18 protein-coding genes are annotated in these 15,127 nt (G+C 42.9%); all 18 read right to left on the bottom strand.

From position 1 onward, the window contains the following. Positions 1–135: 135 nt before the first annotated feature. Positions 136–351 (bottom strand): hypothetical protein, encoded by a 216-nt coding sequence (locus tag HA044_RS00090; RefSeq protein WP_187538101.1) that lies wholly within the window; start codon positions 349–351, stop codon positions 136–138. A gap of 109 nt (positions 352–460) precedes the next feature. Further along, complete coding sequence (locus tag HA044_RS00085; RefSeq protein ID WP_187538099.1) at positions 461–1,354, bottom strand: SPFH domain-containing protein; 894 nt, start codon at positions 1,352–1,354, stop codon at positions 461–463. A gap of 110 nt (positions 1,355–1,464) precedes the next feature. Continuing rightward, the gene (ilvA, locus tag HA044_RS00080) at positions 1,465–2,715 is read right to left on the bottom strand and encodes a threonine ammonia-lyase IlvA (protein ID WP_187538096.1); all 1,251 of its coding nucleotides are present in this window, start codon (positions 2,713–2,715) and stop codon (positions 1,465–1,467) included. Between the two features lie 75 nt (positions 2,716–2,790). Next, a complete protein-coding gene (gene ilvC / locus HA044_RS00075) occupies positions 2,791–3,813 on the bottom strand; it encodes a ketol-acid reductoisomerase (RefSeq protein WP_187538094.1) in 1,023 nt (340 codons plus the stop codon). Positions 3,814–3,878: 65 nt separating this feature from the next. Beyond that, positions 3,879–4,355, bottom strand: coding sequence for an acetolactate synthase small subunit (ilvN, locus tag HA044_RS00070; protein ID WP_187538092.1), 477 nt, complete (start codon positions 4,353–4,355; stop codon positions 3,879–3,881). Next, positions 4,348–6,048, bottom strand: coding sequence for an acetolactate synthase large subunit (locus HA044_RS00065; protein WP_187538083.1), 1,701 nt, complete (start codon positions 6,046–6,048; stop codon positions 4,348–4,350). The genes ilvN and HA044_RS00065 overlap by 8 nt, the downstream gene beginning before the upstream one ends. A 276-nt stretch (positions 6,049–6,324) precedes the next feature. Then, a complete protein-coding gene (locus HA044_RS00060; protein ID WP_187538081.1) occupies positions 6,325–6,924 on the bottom strand; it encodes a response regulator transcription factor in 600 nt (199 codons plus the stop codon). Position 6,925: 1 nt separating this feature from the next. Continuing rightward, complete coding sequence (locus HA044_RS00055; RefSeq protein WP_187538079.1) at positions 6,926–8,023, bottom strand: sensor histidine kinase; 1,098 nt, start codon at positions 8,021–8,023, stop codon at positions 6,926–6,928. After that, positions 8,020–8,760: an ABC transporter permease gene (locus HA044_RS00050; protein WP_187538077.1), complete on the bottom strand. Its 741-nt coding sequence runs from the start codon at positions 8,758–8,760 to the stop codon at positions 8,020–8,022. Before HA044_RS00050 ends, HA044_RS00055 begins: the two co-directional genes overlap by 4 nt. Continuing rightward, positions 8,729–9,646: an ABC transporter ATP-binding protein gene (locus tag HA044_RS00045; RefSeq protein WP_187538075.1), complete on the bottom strand. Its 918-nt coding sequence runs from the start codon at positions 9,644–9,646 to the stop codon at positions 8,729–8,731. The genes HA044_RS00050 and HA044_RS00045 overlap by 32 nt, the downstream gene beginning before the upstream one ends. Next, positions 9,633–9,830 (bottom strand): hypothetical protein, encoded by a 198-nt coding sequence (locus tag HA044_RS00040; protein ID WP_187538073.1) that lies wholly within the window; start codon positions 9,828–9,830, stop codon positions 9,633–9,635. The genes HA044_RS00045 and HA044_RS00040 overlap by 14 nt, the downstream gene beginning before the upstream one ends. After that, positions 9,827–10,018 (bottom strand): hypothetical protein, encoded by a 192-nt coding sequence (locus tag HA044_RS00035; protein ID WP_187538071.1) that lies wholly within the window; start codon positions 10,016–10,018, stop codon positions 9,827–9,829. Before HA044_RS00035 ends, HA044_RS00040 begins: the two co-directional genes overlap by 4 nt. 133 nt (positions 10,019–10,151) lie before the next feature. Further along, positions 10,152–10,706 (bottom strand): SP0191 family lipoprotein, encoded by a 555-nt coding sequence (locus HA044_RS00030; RefSeq protein ID WP_187538069.1) that lies wholly within the window; start codon positions 10,704–10,706, stop codon positions 10,152–10,154. Positions 10,707–10,996: 290 nt separating this feature from the next. After that, entirely contained in the window at positions 10,997–12,661 is a 1,665-nt protein-coding gene (locus HA044_RS00025; protein ID WP_187538067.1) for a DAK2 domain-containing protein, read from the bottom strand. Positions 12,662–12,663: 2 nt separating this feature from the next. Then, complete coding sequence (locus tag HA044_RS00020; RefSeq protein WP_187538136.1) at positions 12,664–13,029, bottom strand: Asp23/Gls24 family envelope stress response protein; 366 nt, start codon at positions 13,027–13,029, stop codon at positions 12,664–12,666. 289 nt (positions 13,030–13,318) lie between these two features. Continuing rightward, a complete protein-coding gene (gene rpmB / locus HA044_RS00015) occupies positions 13,319–13,507 on the bottom strand; it encodes a 50S ribosomal protein L28 (RefSeq protein ID WP_001140948.1) in 189 nt (62 codons plus the stop codon). 118 nt (positions 13,508–13,625) lie between these two features. Continuing rightward, positions 13,626–14,321, bottom strand: a complete 696-nt coding sequence (locus HA044_RS00010; protein WP_187538066.1) for a LiaF transmembrane domain-containing protein — start codon at positions 14,319–14,321, stop codon at positions 13,626–13,628. Positions 14,322–14,325: 4 nt separating this feature from the next. Beyond that, on the bottom strand, positions 14,326–14,772 hold the full coding sequence (locus HA044_RS00005; protein ID WP_003004160.1) for a LytTR family DNA-binding domain-containing protein: 447 nt from the start codon (positions 14,770–14,772) through the stop codon (positions 14,326–14,328). Positions 14,773–15,127: the final 355 nt, after the last annotated feature.

Raw genomic sequence — 15,127 nt, 5'->3', positions numbered from 1 at the left:
TACTCAACTGTGCGGAGGTGGGACGACGAAATCGAATTCTAACGAATGACCGATTTCTGTCCCACTCTCTTTTTTCTTTTCAGGCACAGAAAAAGCCCGAGATCAACCTCTCGGACTTTCAATTGGAACAACAAATTAATCTTCGAATTTTTGATGATTTTTATCATAAAAATCAATCAATCCAAGTGCAGTTTCAAATGAAATGTTTTTCACCTTTGCACGGCCTTGCGCCAAGGCAATAATTGACATTTCACGAGCATTCGTTTCTTTACTGATTCGATACCCTGTAATCTTTTTATCCCGCACCCAACTGACAACTGATTCTACTTTTTCAAAGTTCGATTTAGCCATGATCTTTCTCCTATATTATTATTTCCAATAACTAATATAAATTTTTTTGCACATTTTGTCAACTAAAATCGCTGAAAATACGAACCTTTTTTAAAAAATGAGAAGATTTTTACTTTGCTTTCAGGGCTGATAATATTTGAGTACGAATGTTTTCGACTCCATCTGGGTTAGCTGGAAGGAAAATCGTATTATTTCCTTCTTTGTCTGCAAAATTATTTAGTGTATCCAAATATTGGTTGGTCAAAAGAATGGACATGATTTGTTCTTCGGTCAAATCTACGTTCGCTCCTTTTAACTCTTTAATGGAATCTGCTAAACCATCGACAATTGCCTTCCGTTGTTCAGCGATCCCGACCCCATGCAAGCGATCTTTTTCTGCTTCTGCTTCGGCAGCTGTGACGATCTTAATCTTATCAGCTTCTGCCAATTCTTGAGCAGCTACGCGTTTCCGTTGCGCCGCATTGATCTCGTTCATGGATTGTTTGACTTCGGCATCTGGCTCAACTTTGGTGATCAGGGTTTTCACAATAATGTAACCATAGGTTGACATTTCTTCTGCTACCTGTCTTTGAACTTCAAGGGCGATTTCATCTTTTTTCTCAAAGAGTTCATCCAAGGTTAATTTTGGAACAGATGAGCGAAGCGCATCTTCGATATAAGACTTGATTTGAGCTTCTGGACGCATGAGTTTGTAGTAGGCATCCGTCACATTATTTTCATTCACACGGTATTGAGTAGCCACATTCATGGTAACAAATACGTTGTCTTGAGTCTTGGTTTCGACAATGATCTCACTTTGCAAGAGACGGAGTTGGACGCGTGCTGCAATCTTGTCAATTCCAAATGGGGCCCGCATATGAATCCCACTATTACTAATTTTTTCATAGCGACCGAAACGTTCGATAATCGCAACCGATTGTTGCTTCACCACATATAGCGAGCTAATAACGATGAGCCCAGCTACCAGCAGTAAGAATAAAATAAAAATAAAAAATCCAGGCATTTTAAATTCCTCCTTTTCATGTATGCATATCATATCACAACTACTAGAAAAAAAGCAATCTATTCCCTTAAAATATATTGCTTAAATAGTCGATTATCTCTGCATGATACTCAGACCAGCATATTATAGAGGGTTTCATTCCCATTCAAGTTGATAAAGGATGGATCAAATCGTTCAATACGGTTAACCAAACCTGCATAGTCATGCTTATTGGCCAAGGTTACCCCAATTAAGACAGGGCCAGTTCCCTTGCTAGCACGCTTGATATATTCGAACCGGGTGATATCATCATTTGGTCCTAGGATGTCATTTACGAACTCACGAAGAGCTCCTGGCCGTTGTGGGAAATTAACAATAAAGTAGTGTTTGACCCCATCGTAGATCAGGGCACGTTCTTCCATTTCAGGCATGCGGTTGATATCATTATTTCCACCTGAGATGATACAACAGATGGTTTTACCCTTGATGTATTCGCGCAGGATCTCTAGTGCAGCGACACTTGCCGCACCTGCTGGTTCAGCGACAATTCCTTGCTTGGAATAGAGATCAATCAAGGTCTCTGAAATTAAGCCTTCATCAACGCCAATCAAGGTTTCCACATGCTGACGGGTCACTTCATAAGTCAATTGCCCGACTTTTTGCACTGCAATCCCATCTGCAAACTTATCAATTTCTGGCAATTTGACGGGGCCACCAGCTTCAAAAGCAGCCTTCATGGAGCGCGCTCCTTCAGCCTCTACACCAATCACTTCAATTTTTGGCTCTGTTTCTTTGATGTAGGTAGACACACCCGAAATAAGGCCACCCCCACCTACAGGAACAAGAACGGTATCAAAGGCAATAGATTCTTTTCGAGCTTCCTCAAGGATTTCGTAGGCCACTGTTCCTTGACCAGCTTGTACATTTGGATCATCAAAGGGGTCGATAAAGGTCCGTTTTTCGGCAAGAGTAAACTCCTGAGCCGCCTTAGCAGAAGCATCAAACGTATCTCCTACTAACTTGATCGTTACATAGTCCCCACCGAAGAAGCGGACTTGCCCGATTTTTTGTTGAGGTGTGGTAATGGGCATAAAGATAGTCGCTGGGATCTTCATTTCATTACAGGTGTAGGCCACACCTTGGGCATGGTTCCCCGCTGAAGCACACACCACCCCACGCTCACGTTCTTCTTTTGAGAGTTGAGAGATTGCGTAATAGGCTCCACGAATCTTGAAGGAACGAACACGCTGGGCATTCTCTTTTTTCAAATAAATTTTTGCCCCATACTTTTCTGATAAATAATGGTCGAATTCTAGGGGCGTATTGACCACGACTCCATTTAATATTTTATGGGCCTTGGCCACATCTTTTGCTGTTATCATGTTATACCTCTGTTGCAGTGTATTGATCAAAAAAGCAAGCTAGGCCGTCCCAACTTGCTTGTTTTCTACAGACAATTAGTTGTAGATTTTGAAGGCGTCATCGTCGTTTTGACCAACGAATGGCATTGCTTTACGCAATTCAGCACCAACTTTTTCGATTTCAAGCTCTTCAGCTTGTTTACGGAAGGCTTTCAAACGTGGGAATCCAGCATCGTGGTCTTCAACGAATTCACGTGCAAATTTACCAGATTGGATATCAGCAAGGGCAGCTTTCATGTTTTCTTTGACTTCTGGGCCAATGACACGTGGTCCAGTTACAAAGTCACCAAATTCTGCAGTATTTGAGCATGATTGACGCATTTTCTTGAAGCCACCTTCGTAGATCAAGTCAACGATCAATTTCATTTCATGAAGTACTTCGAAGTAAGCCAATTCAGGTGCATAACCTGCTTCTGTCAATACTTCAAATCCAGCTTCGATCAAGCTCGTCAAACCACCCATAAGAACGGCTTGTTCCCCAAACAAATCTTCTTCTGTTTCTTCTTTGAAGGTTGTTGAAAGAAGACCGACACGAGCTGCACCAACACCTTTTGCCCAGTCCATTGCGATGTCTTTCGCATGACCAGTAGCGTCTTGGTAGACAGCATAAAGTGCTGGTACACCAAATCCTTCAGTGTAAGTACGACGTACCAAATGACCTGGTCCTTTTGGTGCAACCATGAAGACATCAACGTCTTCAGGAGCTTTGATGTAACCAAAGTGGATGTTGAAACCATGAGCAAATCCGATAGCTTTTCCAGCACTCAAGTTTGGAGCAATTTCATCTTTGTAGATATCTTTTTGGATTTCATCAGGTGCCAAGACCATGATGATATCTGCCAATTTAGTTGCTTCTGCTACTGGATAAGCTTCAAAACCATCTTCTTTTGCTTTATCGAATGATTTACCAGGACGCACACCGATGATGACATCATGACCTGAATCACGCAAGTTTTGTGCGTGGGCATGGCCTTGTGAACCATAACCGATCACGGCGATTTTCTTGCCGTCTAATGCTGCAACTTTAACATCTTTTTCGTATTCCATTTGAACTGCCATAAGTAAAATCTCTTTTCTATTTTATTTTGCCTTTTTAGGCGAGGGTAACAATTTTCTGATGAGAATTAATCTCGAGTAAATCCGGTTGCACCGGTACGGGCGATATTTTTGATGCCGTAAGGACGAATAACCCGGATAAGGGCTTCACTCTTTTCAGCATTTCCCGTCATTTGAACGGTGATCGAGCTTGGAGCTACATCGACCACGGTGGCACGGAAAGGTTGAATAATGGCTAAGATCTCTGCCCGCTTCTCAGCAGGTGCAGAAACTTTCACCAAGATCACTTCACGCTCTAAGTGCGGTTTATCAGTGATATCCCGTACACGGATGACATCGACCTGACGGTTAAGCTGTTTGATGATTTGCTCTACTTCATCGTGGGAAACAACATCAATAATAATGGTAATCCGCGATACGTTGGGATCTTCTGTTGCGCCAACAGAAATGCTTTCGATATTGACTTGACGTCTTGATAGGACGCCTGTGAAACGGTTCAGAACCCCTGAGCGGTTTTGAAGTTTGGCTGTTAACATTCTACGCATTAAACTTCACCCCCAACATCTCGTGGTTACTCTTACCAGCTGGTACCATCGGTAAGACGTGCTCTTTCCGAGAAATATCGACTTCGATAAACATCGGTACATTCTCAGTGATCACTTCCAAATCCTTGTCCAAACTATCAGGATCATCAAATTTATAATTTTTAATGCCGTAAGCTTGTGCCATCAATTGGAAATCTGGGAGACTATCAAAGACCGACTCGGACGTTCTTCCATCATAGAAGGCTTCCTGCCATTGGCGGACCATCCCAAGTGAATGGTTGTTGAGCATGACCACCTTGATTGGAACCTTGTAGATATTTAAGATGGCCAATTCCTGGTTGGTCATTTGGAAACCACCATCCCCAACAAAGAGAACAACTTCTTTCTCTGGATTGGCGATTTTCGCTCCGATCGCTGCAGGAACACCGAATCCCATGGTTCCAAGTCCACCTGACGTCACCAATTGACGTTCATTTTGGTATGGATAGTACTGAGCTGTCCACATTTGGTGTTGCCCAACGTCTGTGACGACAATGGCATCCCCTTTGGTCAACTCTCCAATGCGTTCAATCACCGCTTGCGGTTGAACAACCCGTTCTTTCTTATCATAGGAACGAACACGGTTCTTATCTTTTGTGACCTTTTCAATCCATTTTTCAGTATTGTTATGAACGGTCGGTTCAGCTAAAAGCATTTGCAAGGCTTTTTTCGCATCACCAACAACTGGAATATCTACTGCAATAATCTTACCGATTTCTGCTGGATCGATATCAATATGCGCTACTTTCGCCTTCTTCGCAAAGGTCTTGGGATTACCGGTCAAACGGTCATCAAAGCGGCAACCGATACTGATCATAAAATCAGCCTCTGTCATGGCAATATTGGCTGCAAAAGAGCCGTGCATCCCACCCATCCCCAAAAATAGTGGGTGGCTAGTTGCGATGGTTCCTTGACCCAAAAGGCTGGTCACAACCGGGATCTGATAGCGTTCTGCTAGAGCTATCAAGTCTTTTGCTGCTTCAGCGTAACTGACCCCACCACCAGCAAGAAGAACCGGTTTTTTCGCCTTGCTCAATTGCTTCAAGATCTTTTTGATCTGCAATTCATTGGGCTCTACCGTTGGCTGATAGCTAGGAAGCTTCACAGTTGGATCATAGATGAAGTCCGTCTCTAAAGCAGAGACATCTTTTGGAAGGTCAATGACAACCGGACCTGGACGACCTGTCGTTGCAATGTGAATAGCTTCTGTGATGATCCGGGGAATATCTGCCGTCTCCCGAACTTGATAATTGTACTTGGTAATCGGCATGGTAATTCCTACGATGTCTGCTTCTTGAAAAGCATCTTTCCCGATACCAGCGCGATTGACTTGCCCCGTAAAGACCAGCAAGGGAACACTATCACTCATCGCGTCTGCAATCCCTGTAATGGCATTGGTAGCCCCCGGTCCACTAGTGACGACTGCGACACCCAGCTTTCCAGTCGATTTGGCGTAGCCTTCAGCCTCATGCAAGCACCCTTGTTCATGACGGCCCAAGATATGCTGAATCCCTTTAAAACAATAAATCGCATCGTACAAAGGTAGGACTGCTCCACCTGGATAACCAAAAATCGTATCAATGCCCAGGTCACGCAGGGTTTCAAGTACGAGTTCAGAACCAGTCTTTGCAGTTTCTAAGGTAATTTTCTCCATGTCGCTCCTTTCCAATACTTTGTATTTCAAAATAGCATGTTTCTATGATACCATTTTTAAAAAATATTTCAAGAAAAAATAGCAAATTTTCTGAATTTTCTATTCAAATCCGAATCATGAGAAAATCCCTAAAAAAACAAAGTATTTCTACAAAAAAGGGAGTGGGAAACTTAAAAAAGTCCCACTCCTAACACCTATGAGCAATGAAGCACCGCGTCATGCAGTTTTAATTTTGATGTATCAATGTTTCGTCCATTTGCCCCGTTCCTAGCCTCCTTATAGCCATCCTTTTTCTTGGGCGATCTTGGCCGCCTCGGTCCGGTTCTCTGCATCCAACTTGGTCAGAATGGCTGACATATAATTGCGGATGGTTCCATTTGACAGGTATAAATGATCTGCAATTTCTTGATTGGAAGCCCCCTTAGCCACCTCTCTTAAGACTGCTTGCTCCTGCGAGCTCAAGGGATTGGGTTGGGTCAGAATGGTTTCCATTAATTCAGGAGAATATTCTTTTTGCCCTGCCAAAACTGTATGCAAGGTCCCCATCAAGTCCGTAATGCGACGTTCTTTTAAGACATAGGCATCGACTCCAGCCTTGAGAGCCCGCTCAAAGTAACCGGGCCGCTTAAAGGTGGTAACAATGACAACCTTGAGCTGGGGTTGGTGGCTCTTGGCCCATTCAAGAACCTCAAGACCTGTACGGATTGGCATTTCCACATCTAAAATAGCAATATCTACTGACTGATTTTCCAGCAATTGAATCGCCTCTTGGCCATCTCCAGCCTGTAAGACTTTTTCCACGTCCTCTTGCAAAAGCAAGAGCTGGCAGAGAGCATCTCGCAACATACTTTGGTCTTCAGCAACTAATAAGCGCATCTTATTTCCTTTCTTGATAAGGGATGGTTAATTCTATTCGAGTTGGGTTTTTACGATGACTGATCACCAGCTCTCCTCCTAGCAATTCAAGTCGTTCCCGGATCGAGTGCAGGTCCTTGTCGGAGACTTTGGCAAAACCGATGCCATTGTCTTCTGCGACCATTTCCACCCCTGTTTCGGTGGAGTGATAAGAGAGATGGGCCTCTGTCGCTTTGGCATGTTTGATCATATTGGTGGCTAATTCCAGAGATACCATGGCCAGAGCAGACTCTAGGATCGGCGAGATACTAGCTGTGTCGAGCTCATTTTGAATCTCCACTTTGACTTGCGCCACTTCTAACATTTGCTGGACAGTTTCTAACTCTCTTGCCAGGGTTCGCTGTTTCAAGTTCTCCACAATCTCTCGGACTTGGTGCATGGACTCTTGGCTAATGGCTTGAATTTCTTGTACCTGCTCCTGCGCCTTCTCAACCTGACCCAATGCTAAGAATTGATCGGCCAGATCTGCCTTAACACTCAGCATGGCAAAGGTGTGTCCCAGACTGTCGTGTAGATCGCGGCCAATCCGATGGCGTTCGTTTTCAGCCAGCAAGAGATTGATCTGGGCATTTTGCTTGGCATGGTCAGCTTTCAACTCTTCCATCATCCGATTCCGGACCATACTAAAGGTCATAATCGCGATGAACAAGCAAATAATCAGTACAAAAAGCCAATCATTTTCTCCCATATATCTATTAAATAACAAGGCTCCCAACAGGATCAGTTGTGATAGAAAGGCCGTCCAAAGAAAGGGGGAACGAAAATTGCTGACTTCAAAACGATAGACTAAAATATTACTTAGATAATAGTAAAACCAACAAAAGCCAGTGCCAATATAAAAGGTATTTCCGCCTATATAAGCCAAAAGATAGAGCCAAAAAAACCAGGTCAGTATCTTATTTTCCGTAATGAGGATTCCCAGATAACTCACCATAAAAAAGAAAGCTAAAAAGAAATGCCAGTAAGGAATTTGCCCAAATAAAATAGTAGCAAAAGGAAAGGCCATAAAGATTAGGCCTACGTAAAACATATGGTGAATATGCTTGAGTTTTTCAATCATGCACGAACCTCAGAATGACGACGATAGACGATGACAAGGGTAAACAAGACCAGGGTAAACAAGGTTAAATAGAGACTAGCAAAGCCATTGACCTGCCCCTTATTTAAAAAGGTCTTGATCAGTTCCATCAATTGATAGGTTGGCAGACATTTGCCAATCGCTTGCATCCATTCTGGAAAGACACTAATCGGCATCCATAGGCCACCCATGACAGCCAGTCCCATATAGAGGAGATTGCCCGCAACCGACATCAATTGACTGGAAGGAAGCAGGGTCAAGACCAGACCGATAGCTACAAAAGCTAGACTTCCTAGGATGAGAAGGAAGGCTGCTAAGACCCAATCCTGTAAGGACATGTTCACATGCCGCACTACATGACCCACAGTAAAGACGACCCCAATGGATAGGAGAAAGTCTACAAAGAGCCCCACAACCTTTATTAAATAATATTCTACCATAGATACCGGGGTATGGCGCAAGACTTTTTGCCAATTGTTGAGTCGATCAGTTTCAAGAACCGTTGGAAAGGAAAATAGAGCCGTAGACATCATGGAAAAAGCCGTCATGGAGAGGAGATAATCCCTCATAAAGTGAGCGGGCGCCCCGGGTGTGTCCTGGTACATCCCTGAAAAGAAGAGATAAAAGGCCGTGGGCATCCCTATTGATAATAAATAATAAATGGCTTGGCGACTGGTCAAATGCCACTCAACTACGCCGAGAGCTTTCATGCGCTTCATCTTCTCTACCTACTTCCTTTGTATTTTCAAAAATAGAATCCAATAAACTTCGATTGGTCACTTCGATCTCTTGGATCGAACATCCTTCTTCTTGCAATCGCCTCCACAAGCGATTGGCATCACCTGTCACAACTTGAAGGGCATCGGGTTTGACCGTCACTTGACCAATCCCGTCCATCCCTACCACTAGAGATTGGTAGCGTAAGGGCAGGGTAAAATGTTTTTCTACCTCTTCACTTCTCATAGCGAGTGGTGTCGTATCCCGAAGCAAATGTCCCTGATGCAAGACCAGGATCCGATCAGCCGTATGCTCTACTTCCTCGATGTAATGGGAAGAATAGACAATGGTCACACCTTGATCTTTTAAATCCCTAACAATCTCCCAAAAGCGTTGGCGAGTGGACGTATCCATAGCAGCCGTTGGCTCATCCAAAAACAGAAGAGACGGACGACCAATCAAGGTCAACACAAAGGATAGAAGGCGTTTTTGCCCACCAGACAACTTACTGGCTAATTGCTTCTTTTGTTCCGGAGTAAAACGCAATAGATCATCGATTTCATTGATCGTTAAGGGATTAGGATAAATGGAGCGAAAGAAGTTGATCAGCTCCTGCACGGTTAACTTTTGCACGATGGCATTCTCTTGAGGGAGATAAGACACACTAGCCTTTAATCGAGGATGACCAGGAGACTTCCCATCTACTTCAATGATTCCAGAAGTCGCTTTCATATCTCCCAGCAGACAATTCATCAAGGTCGTTTTCCCTGCCCCGTTTGGCCCAATCAAGGCTAAACAGTCTCCTCGTTCAACCGCAAAAGAAAGACCTTCTAGAATCACCTTTCCTTTGATGCTTTTTTTCAAGTTCTCAACTCTAATGACACTCATGATGCTCTCCTTTCAACCAGATCTGTCCAGCTGGAATGATGACAAAGACAACCAAGACAACTCCCCAAACCGTTTGAAAAAACCAGCTAGGAAAATGAGCAAAAAACCAACCCGTCATCTGTTCAGTTAGCCAGAGGACCATACAAAAAGCAAACATCCAGCCAATTTCTAGTTTCTTATTCATTTTTCAAACTCCTTTTTGACCTCTTTAACGAGCTTCAGCCCTTCTTGAGTTGCCCAGCTCACGATGCCTATCCCCGCAAATAATTCCCAAGGGAAATGGTAATAGAGACTATCATCCTTCGAAAAAATCAAATAAACGACCATCCCAACCACTGTCAACGTAAACACCTTAAATAACCATTGTTTCATTTTTCTTTCCTCTTACTTTCTGACTTTATTATAGCGAAAGACAAAAAATGCCACTAGATGATTTTGTCACTGGCTCACATGACAAATGTCACTAAAAAAAGCCGAGTGACTTTACTCGACTTTTTTTGTCTTCTTACTGACCTTCTTCTTTCATGCCATGCAATTTCAAGGCTTTCACCAAGGCATCTGCCTTCATGTTTTTCAAATCATTGAGACCGGCATCTTTGAAGTAGGAAATTTGCTCGAGAGATTTAGCATCAATTTTGTTGAGGTCAATCACACTAGTTGAGAGCAATTTCTTCTCTGGTGTGACACTATACTCCAAACTAAAACCTGGAACTGTTTTCAGCTTTTTATAGTCCTCATTTTGCTCTAGCAAAGCCTGAATAGCAGCTGTCAGCTCTTCTGGAGACTTTTCTGCCGCAATTGCTCCGAGCTGTTGAGGTAGGTCTGCGGTTACTTCAATGCGAAGGTTTTCAACCTTATCTCCTTTTGAGTGAATGATATCGCGGTGCTTGGTCCCATGGATATCTCCTACTAAGGTTGTGGTTTTTTCTTCATTTTTTACTTCTTTTTTAACAGTGGAACTGCTAGATGAGCTAGCGGCTGTAGTTTTCTTTGTTTGGGATTGCGAACAACCAGTCAATACCAAAATGGCTAGCCCAAGGGTTACAAAAAATTTCTTCATTTTTATAACTCTCCTTTCACATACTAATACCAGTATAACATATCGCGTCTTTCTTGTCTAAAAACTCCATCACTCAAACCTTTTTCCACTCATTTCAACCTTTTCATTTTTTAAAAAAATTCACATACTTTTCTCCCACTTTCAACCTTCGTTTTGCTTTAAATCCATGTTCTCTTCCCTCATCAAATGCAGGAAGAAGTATCATCCGCAGGGATTCTCTTCATTGAAAACTCTGTTTTAGACAAACATTTATGCACATAAAAAGGTCCCTTTCGGAACCTTCTGTTCATTTATTCTACACTAAACAAGTATGGGTAAACGGGTTGGCCACCTTGGTGGATTTCCACTTCTACGTCTTCGTATTTTTCTGCGAGGCTTTGGGCCAATTCGTTTGCCACTTCCTCACTCCCCTCTTTACCAACATAGATGGTCACAATTTCACTGTCTTCGTCCAACATGTGAGCGAAGGTTTCTTCCAAGGTTTCCATCATGTCTGGATTTGAAACGACAATCTTACCATCTACCATACCGAGGTTATCATTTTCGTGGATTTCAAGACCATCAATAGTGGTATCCCGAACAGCAGTCGTTACGCTACCAGAAACAACATCCGCCAATACAGCGCTCATGCGTTCATAGTTTTCTTCGATAGACTTACTTTCATCAAAGGCAAGAAGACTGGTTAATCCTTGAGGAATTGTCTTGGTCTCTACAACTGCTGCAGGTTGATCAATCACTTCTGCTGCAGATTGAGCAGCCATCAAGATGTTTTTGTTGTTTGGCAAGATAATGATGTTGCGTGCATTCAAGCCTTCAACAGCTTTGACGAAATCTTCCGTTGATGGGTTCATGGTTTGACCACCTGAGATGATGTAGTCTACGCCCTGTGCCTTGAAAATATCTGCTAAGCCATCACCTGCTGCAACAGCAATAATCGCATATTCTTTTTCTTCAACTGGTTTGGCTTGACGCTCTTCTTTTTCAACTTGCGCTTCGTGTTGGTTACGCATGTTGTCGACTTTTACTTTGACCAAGCTTCCGTATTTAAGACCTTCTTGCATGACAAGACCTGGATCTTCTGTATGGACGTGAACTTTGACAATCTCATCGTCATTCACCACTAATAAGGAATCCCCAAGATTGTTCAAATAGTTACGGAATTCATCATAATCAAAGTCTTTAACGTAAGTTGGGCCTTGTTTCAAGGCAACCATGATTTCTGTACAGTAACCAAACTTGATGTCTTCTGTTGCCACATGTCCAGCAACTGACTTATGGTGCTCCGCATTGATCATTTCACTCATATTTGCAGGAGTGGCCACAAAGTCCTCAGAAGCACTGTATTCGCCTGTAAGAGCTGACAAGAAACCTTCATAGATGAAGACCAAACCTTGACCACCAGAGTCCACGACACCAACTTCTTTCAAGACTGGCAACATATCTGGGGTCTTGGCAAGAGCTGTTTTCGCACCTTCAAGAGCCGCACGCATAACTTCTACCGCATCATTGGTAGATTCTGCTTTTTTCTTGGCACCAATAGCTGCTCCACGAGAAACTGTCAAAATAGTTCCTTCAACTGGCTTCATAACGGCTTTATAGGCTACTTCAACACCAGACTGGAAGGCTGCCGCAAGAGCCGCTCCGTCCAATTCATCCTTGTCTTTGACGCTTTGAGAAAAGCCACGGAACAACTGAGAGGTGATGACCCCTGAGTTCCCACGTGCTCCCATCAAGAGGCCTTTCGCAAAGATCCCTGCAGCTTCTCCAACAGTTGAAGCAGAACGGTCAGATACTTCTTTGGCCCCATTTTCGATGGTCATTCCCATATTGGTCCCTGTGTCCCCGTCTGGTACAGGAAAGACGTTCAAAGAGTTTACATATTCCGCTTGTTTATTTAAGCGCGTAGCCCCCGCTTGGACCATTTCTTGAAATAAACTTGTAGTAATATTAGCCACGATTATTCTCCCACAATTTTGATATTTTGAATATAGACATTCACTGTATCCGTAGTGATTCCAAGTTGATTTTCCAAACTAAATTTCACACGTTCTTGAATATTTTTTGAGACTTCGCTAATCTTTGTTCCATAGCTCAAAACAGTGTAAACATCAACTGCGATAGCACCTGCTTCTGTTGTTTTGACAACAACACCTTTGGAAAAGTTTTCTTTCCCTAAGAGGGCTTGAAAATTATCTTTGATCGCATTTTTGCTGGCCATTCCGACCACACCAAAGATCTCAGTAGCGGCACCGCCTACAACAGTTGCGATAACCTCATCAGTCAATTCAATTTGACCGTCCTTTGTATTGATTTTTACTGTCATCATTTCTACCTCAAAAGTATTTTATATTCTATTTTACCATAAAAGAGGTCAACTGTAAAAGGGTAGGGACTATTCTTCTCCCGCTGTGACAGCTGTCTCTAGAGAAAAAGAAAAGGGAGTGGGAAAGGACTCCGATTCGTTCAAAAGAGTCCGTATTTCCACCCCCGCACAGTTGATTAGGAAGTACGAATGTTTCAAACATGAGTAGTTCCAATCAACCACTGCGTCATACTACTATTCCTATCAAAAAGCGAAGGCTGAACACTTTATGCCCAGCCTTCCTTCTTTATTAAACGCGTTCTACTTTACCAGATTTCAATGCACGAGCTGAAGCCCAAACTTTTTTAGGTTTACCATCGATAAGGACAGTTACTTTTTGAAGGTTTGGTTTTACGGCACGTTTTGTTTGGTTCATAGCGTGTGAACGGTTGTTACCTGATACAGTCTTACGACCTGTGAAATAACATACTTTAGCCATTTCTGTGTTTCCTCCTATTAGATCTAATATAACGGATGTGCTAGCACCACATACCGTACTATATTACCAAAAAAAATCTCTCTTGGCAAGCTTTTGGCCAAAGTTTTTCATTTCAGACTTAAGAAAACGAATTCGCTCCTACATAGATAATTTCTAGATTTCCTAAGGAAACATCGCCCGTAATGTAGAAATCCTTGCTAGTGAGAGTACTTGGATTTTCCTGATGTTGGATCGCTGATAGGGAATTATCCACATTAACATGGACACGCCAATCACTTGGTACATAGAGGCTCAGACTCCCAAGGGAAACATCGACAACAAACTGAGCAGAAGGACCCTCAATCCGGCAATTATCAAAATAAACCGAAGCTTCTCCCATACTTACATCTGCACTTCCGTGGGTAAAGTGTTGGTCATTGAGATATTTTGTCACTGTTGAAAAAGTGACATCAATGTCATTACCATCAGACTTACTCATGGACCCAGCAGAATAGGAAGCTAGACGGTCTTTTGTTTTCTTAGAGGGTTTGAACAAAATGTTGAGCCCAATCACAGCTAGTATGGAAGAAAGGATGACCACCGAATTGGATACCGGAAGGAAATGGTATTGCCCATTGAGACAAAAGAGAGCTAAAAGTCCATAGATAAAGCCCCAAGCAAAGTGGCGTTTCAAAAAACTAGAGAGGGATAGGACTGCAAGCAAGGTGACCCAAGCCAAGGTCCAAATGCTGATTTCCCATTTTACAAAATAGCCCTGTAAGAGCACCAAGGCTGCTAAAAGGATTAAGAATACCCCAATTAATTTTTTTCTCATGATATTACCTCATTTCATTTAGTCGTTCTTTTAAGAGTTGATAGTAGCGTCTAGATACGTGGACCTGTTTATGGGTCTGGTAGAAATTGACCGTGCTGGTCCCTGAAAAAGACTTCTCTAACGAGTAGATCTGCTTGGCGTTGACAATGGTGGATTTGGAAATCCGACAAAAGGCGATGGGAAGCAACTCCTCCAACTCATAGAGCTTCTGCTTGACCTCATAGGCCTCGTCCTTGGTGTGCCCAAAAATCTTCTCCCCATCCGTCTCAAAAAAGAGGATCGATGCCACATCTAGAAAATACTCACTTCGATCCTTGTAGAAGGCTAATGGAGCGACTTTTTGTTCGAGGATTCTCTCTTGCAGCTGGGTCAACTCCGGGGTCAAGCGCGGAGCTCGAATCAAGATCTCAGGCTCGTCCATAGATGGATCCAATTCGATTCTAACTTTCATAAAACTCCTTTCCCAAGGTTTTGATAGTACCATTATAACAGCTGGCACAAACAAAACAAGGGCTTTTCAGTAAGTGGCACGTTTTGCCCATCAAGAGGTAGTTTTTGAGAAGTAAAAAAGAGGGTGGGACAGAAATCCTAGCCTCTCAATTGTCTTTGGGTTGTCGAGCAAGGCGCAGTGGTTGAGTGGCCTCTACTACGCTGATTTCATCAGCTTTTACAGCCCTACTCAACTGTGCGGAGGTGGGACGACCAAATCGAATTCTAACGAATGACCGATTTGATATACTCCCCTTATAGTGGACAGTGAAAAAACAAAAATTCACTAGAAACGATAAGGGGAGTTTTCGTATGTC

It is taken from the genome of Streptococcus sp. IMAU 99161, from assembly GCF_014435245.1.
Lineage (GTDB): Bacteria > Bacillota > Bacilli > Lactobacillales > Streptococcaceae > Streptococcus > Streptococcus lactarius.
The sequence above is the reverse complement of the archived record's forward strand: the minus strand, read 5'-3'. Positions and strand labels throughout refer to the sequence as shown.

Coding starts and splice junctions, on each gene's coding strand:
- HA044_RS00090 (WP_187538101.1), bottom strand. CDS start 351: ATGGCTAAATCGAACTTTGAAAAAGTAGAATCAGTTGTCAGTTGGGTG.
- HA044_RS00085 (WP_187538099.1), bottom strand. CDS start 1,354: ATGCCTGGATTTTTTATTTTTATTTTATTCTTACTGCTGGTAGCTGGG.
- ilvA (WP_187538096.1), bottom strand. CDS start 2,715: ATGATAACAGCAAAAGATGTGGCCAAGGCCCATAAAATATTAAATGGA.
- ilvC (WP_187538094.1), bottom strand. CDS start 3,813: ATGGCAGTTCAAATGGAATACGAAAAAGATGTTAAAGTTGCAGCATTA.
- ilvN (WP_187538092.1), bottom strand. CDS start 4,355: ATGCGTAGAATGTTAACAGCCAAACTTCAAAACCGCTCAGGGGTTCTG.
- HA044_RS00065 (WP_187538083.1), bottom strand. CDS start 6,048: ATGGAGAAAATTACCTTAGAAACTGCAAAGACTGGTTCTGAACTCGTA.
- HA044_RS00060 (WP_187538081.1), bottom strand. CDS start 6,924: ATGCGCTTATTAGTTGCTGAAGACCAAAGTATGTTGCGAGATGCTCTC.
- HA044_RS00055 (WP_187538079.1), bottom strand. CDS start 8,023: ATGATTGAAAAACTCAAGCATATTCACCATATGTTTTACGTAGGCCTA.
- HA044_RS00050 (WP_187538077.1), bottom strand. CDS start 8,760: ATGAAGCGCATGAAAGCTCTCGGCGTAGTTGAGTGGCATTTGACCAGT.
- HA044_RS00045 (WP_187538075.1), bottom strand. CDS start 9,646: ATGAGTGTCATTAGAGTTGAGAACTTGAAAAAAAGCATCAAAGGAAAG.
- HA044_RS00040 (WP_187538073.1), bottom strand. CDS start 9,830: ATGAATAAGAAACTAGAAATTGGCTGGATGTTTGCTTTTTGTATGGTC.
- HA044_RS00035 (WP_187538071.1), bottom strand. CDS start 10,018: ATGAAACAATGGTTATTTAAGGTGTTTACGTTGACAGTGGTTGGGATG.
- HA044_RS00030 (WP_187538069.1), bottom strand. CDS start 10,706: ATGAAGAAATTTTTTGTAACCCTTGGGCTAGCCATTTTGGTATTGACT.
- HA044_RS00020 (WP_187538136.1), bottom strand. CDS start 13,029: ATGACAGTAAAAATCAATACAAAGGACGGTCAAATTGAATTGACTGAT.
- rpmB (WP_001140948.1), bottom strand. CDS start 13,507: ATGGCTAAAGTATGTTATTTCACAGGTCGTAAGACTGTATCAGGTAAC.
- HA044_RS00010 (WP_187538066.1), bottom strand. CDS start 14,321: ATGAGAAAAAAATTAATTGGGGTATTCTTAATCCTTTTAGCAGCCTTG.
- HA044_RS00005 (WP_003004160.1), bottom strand. CDS start 14,772: ATGAAAGTTAGAATCGAATTGGATCCATCTATGGACGAGCCTGAGATC.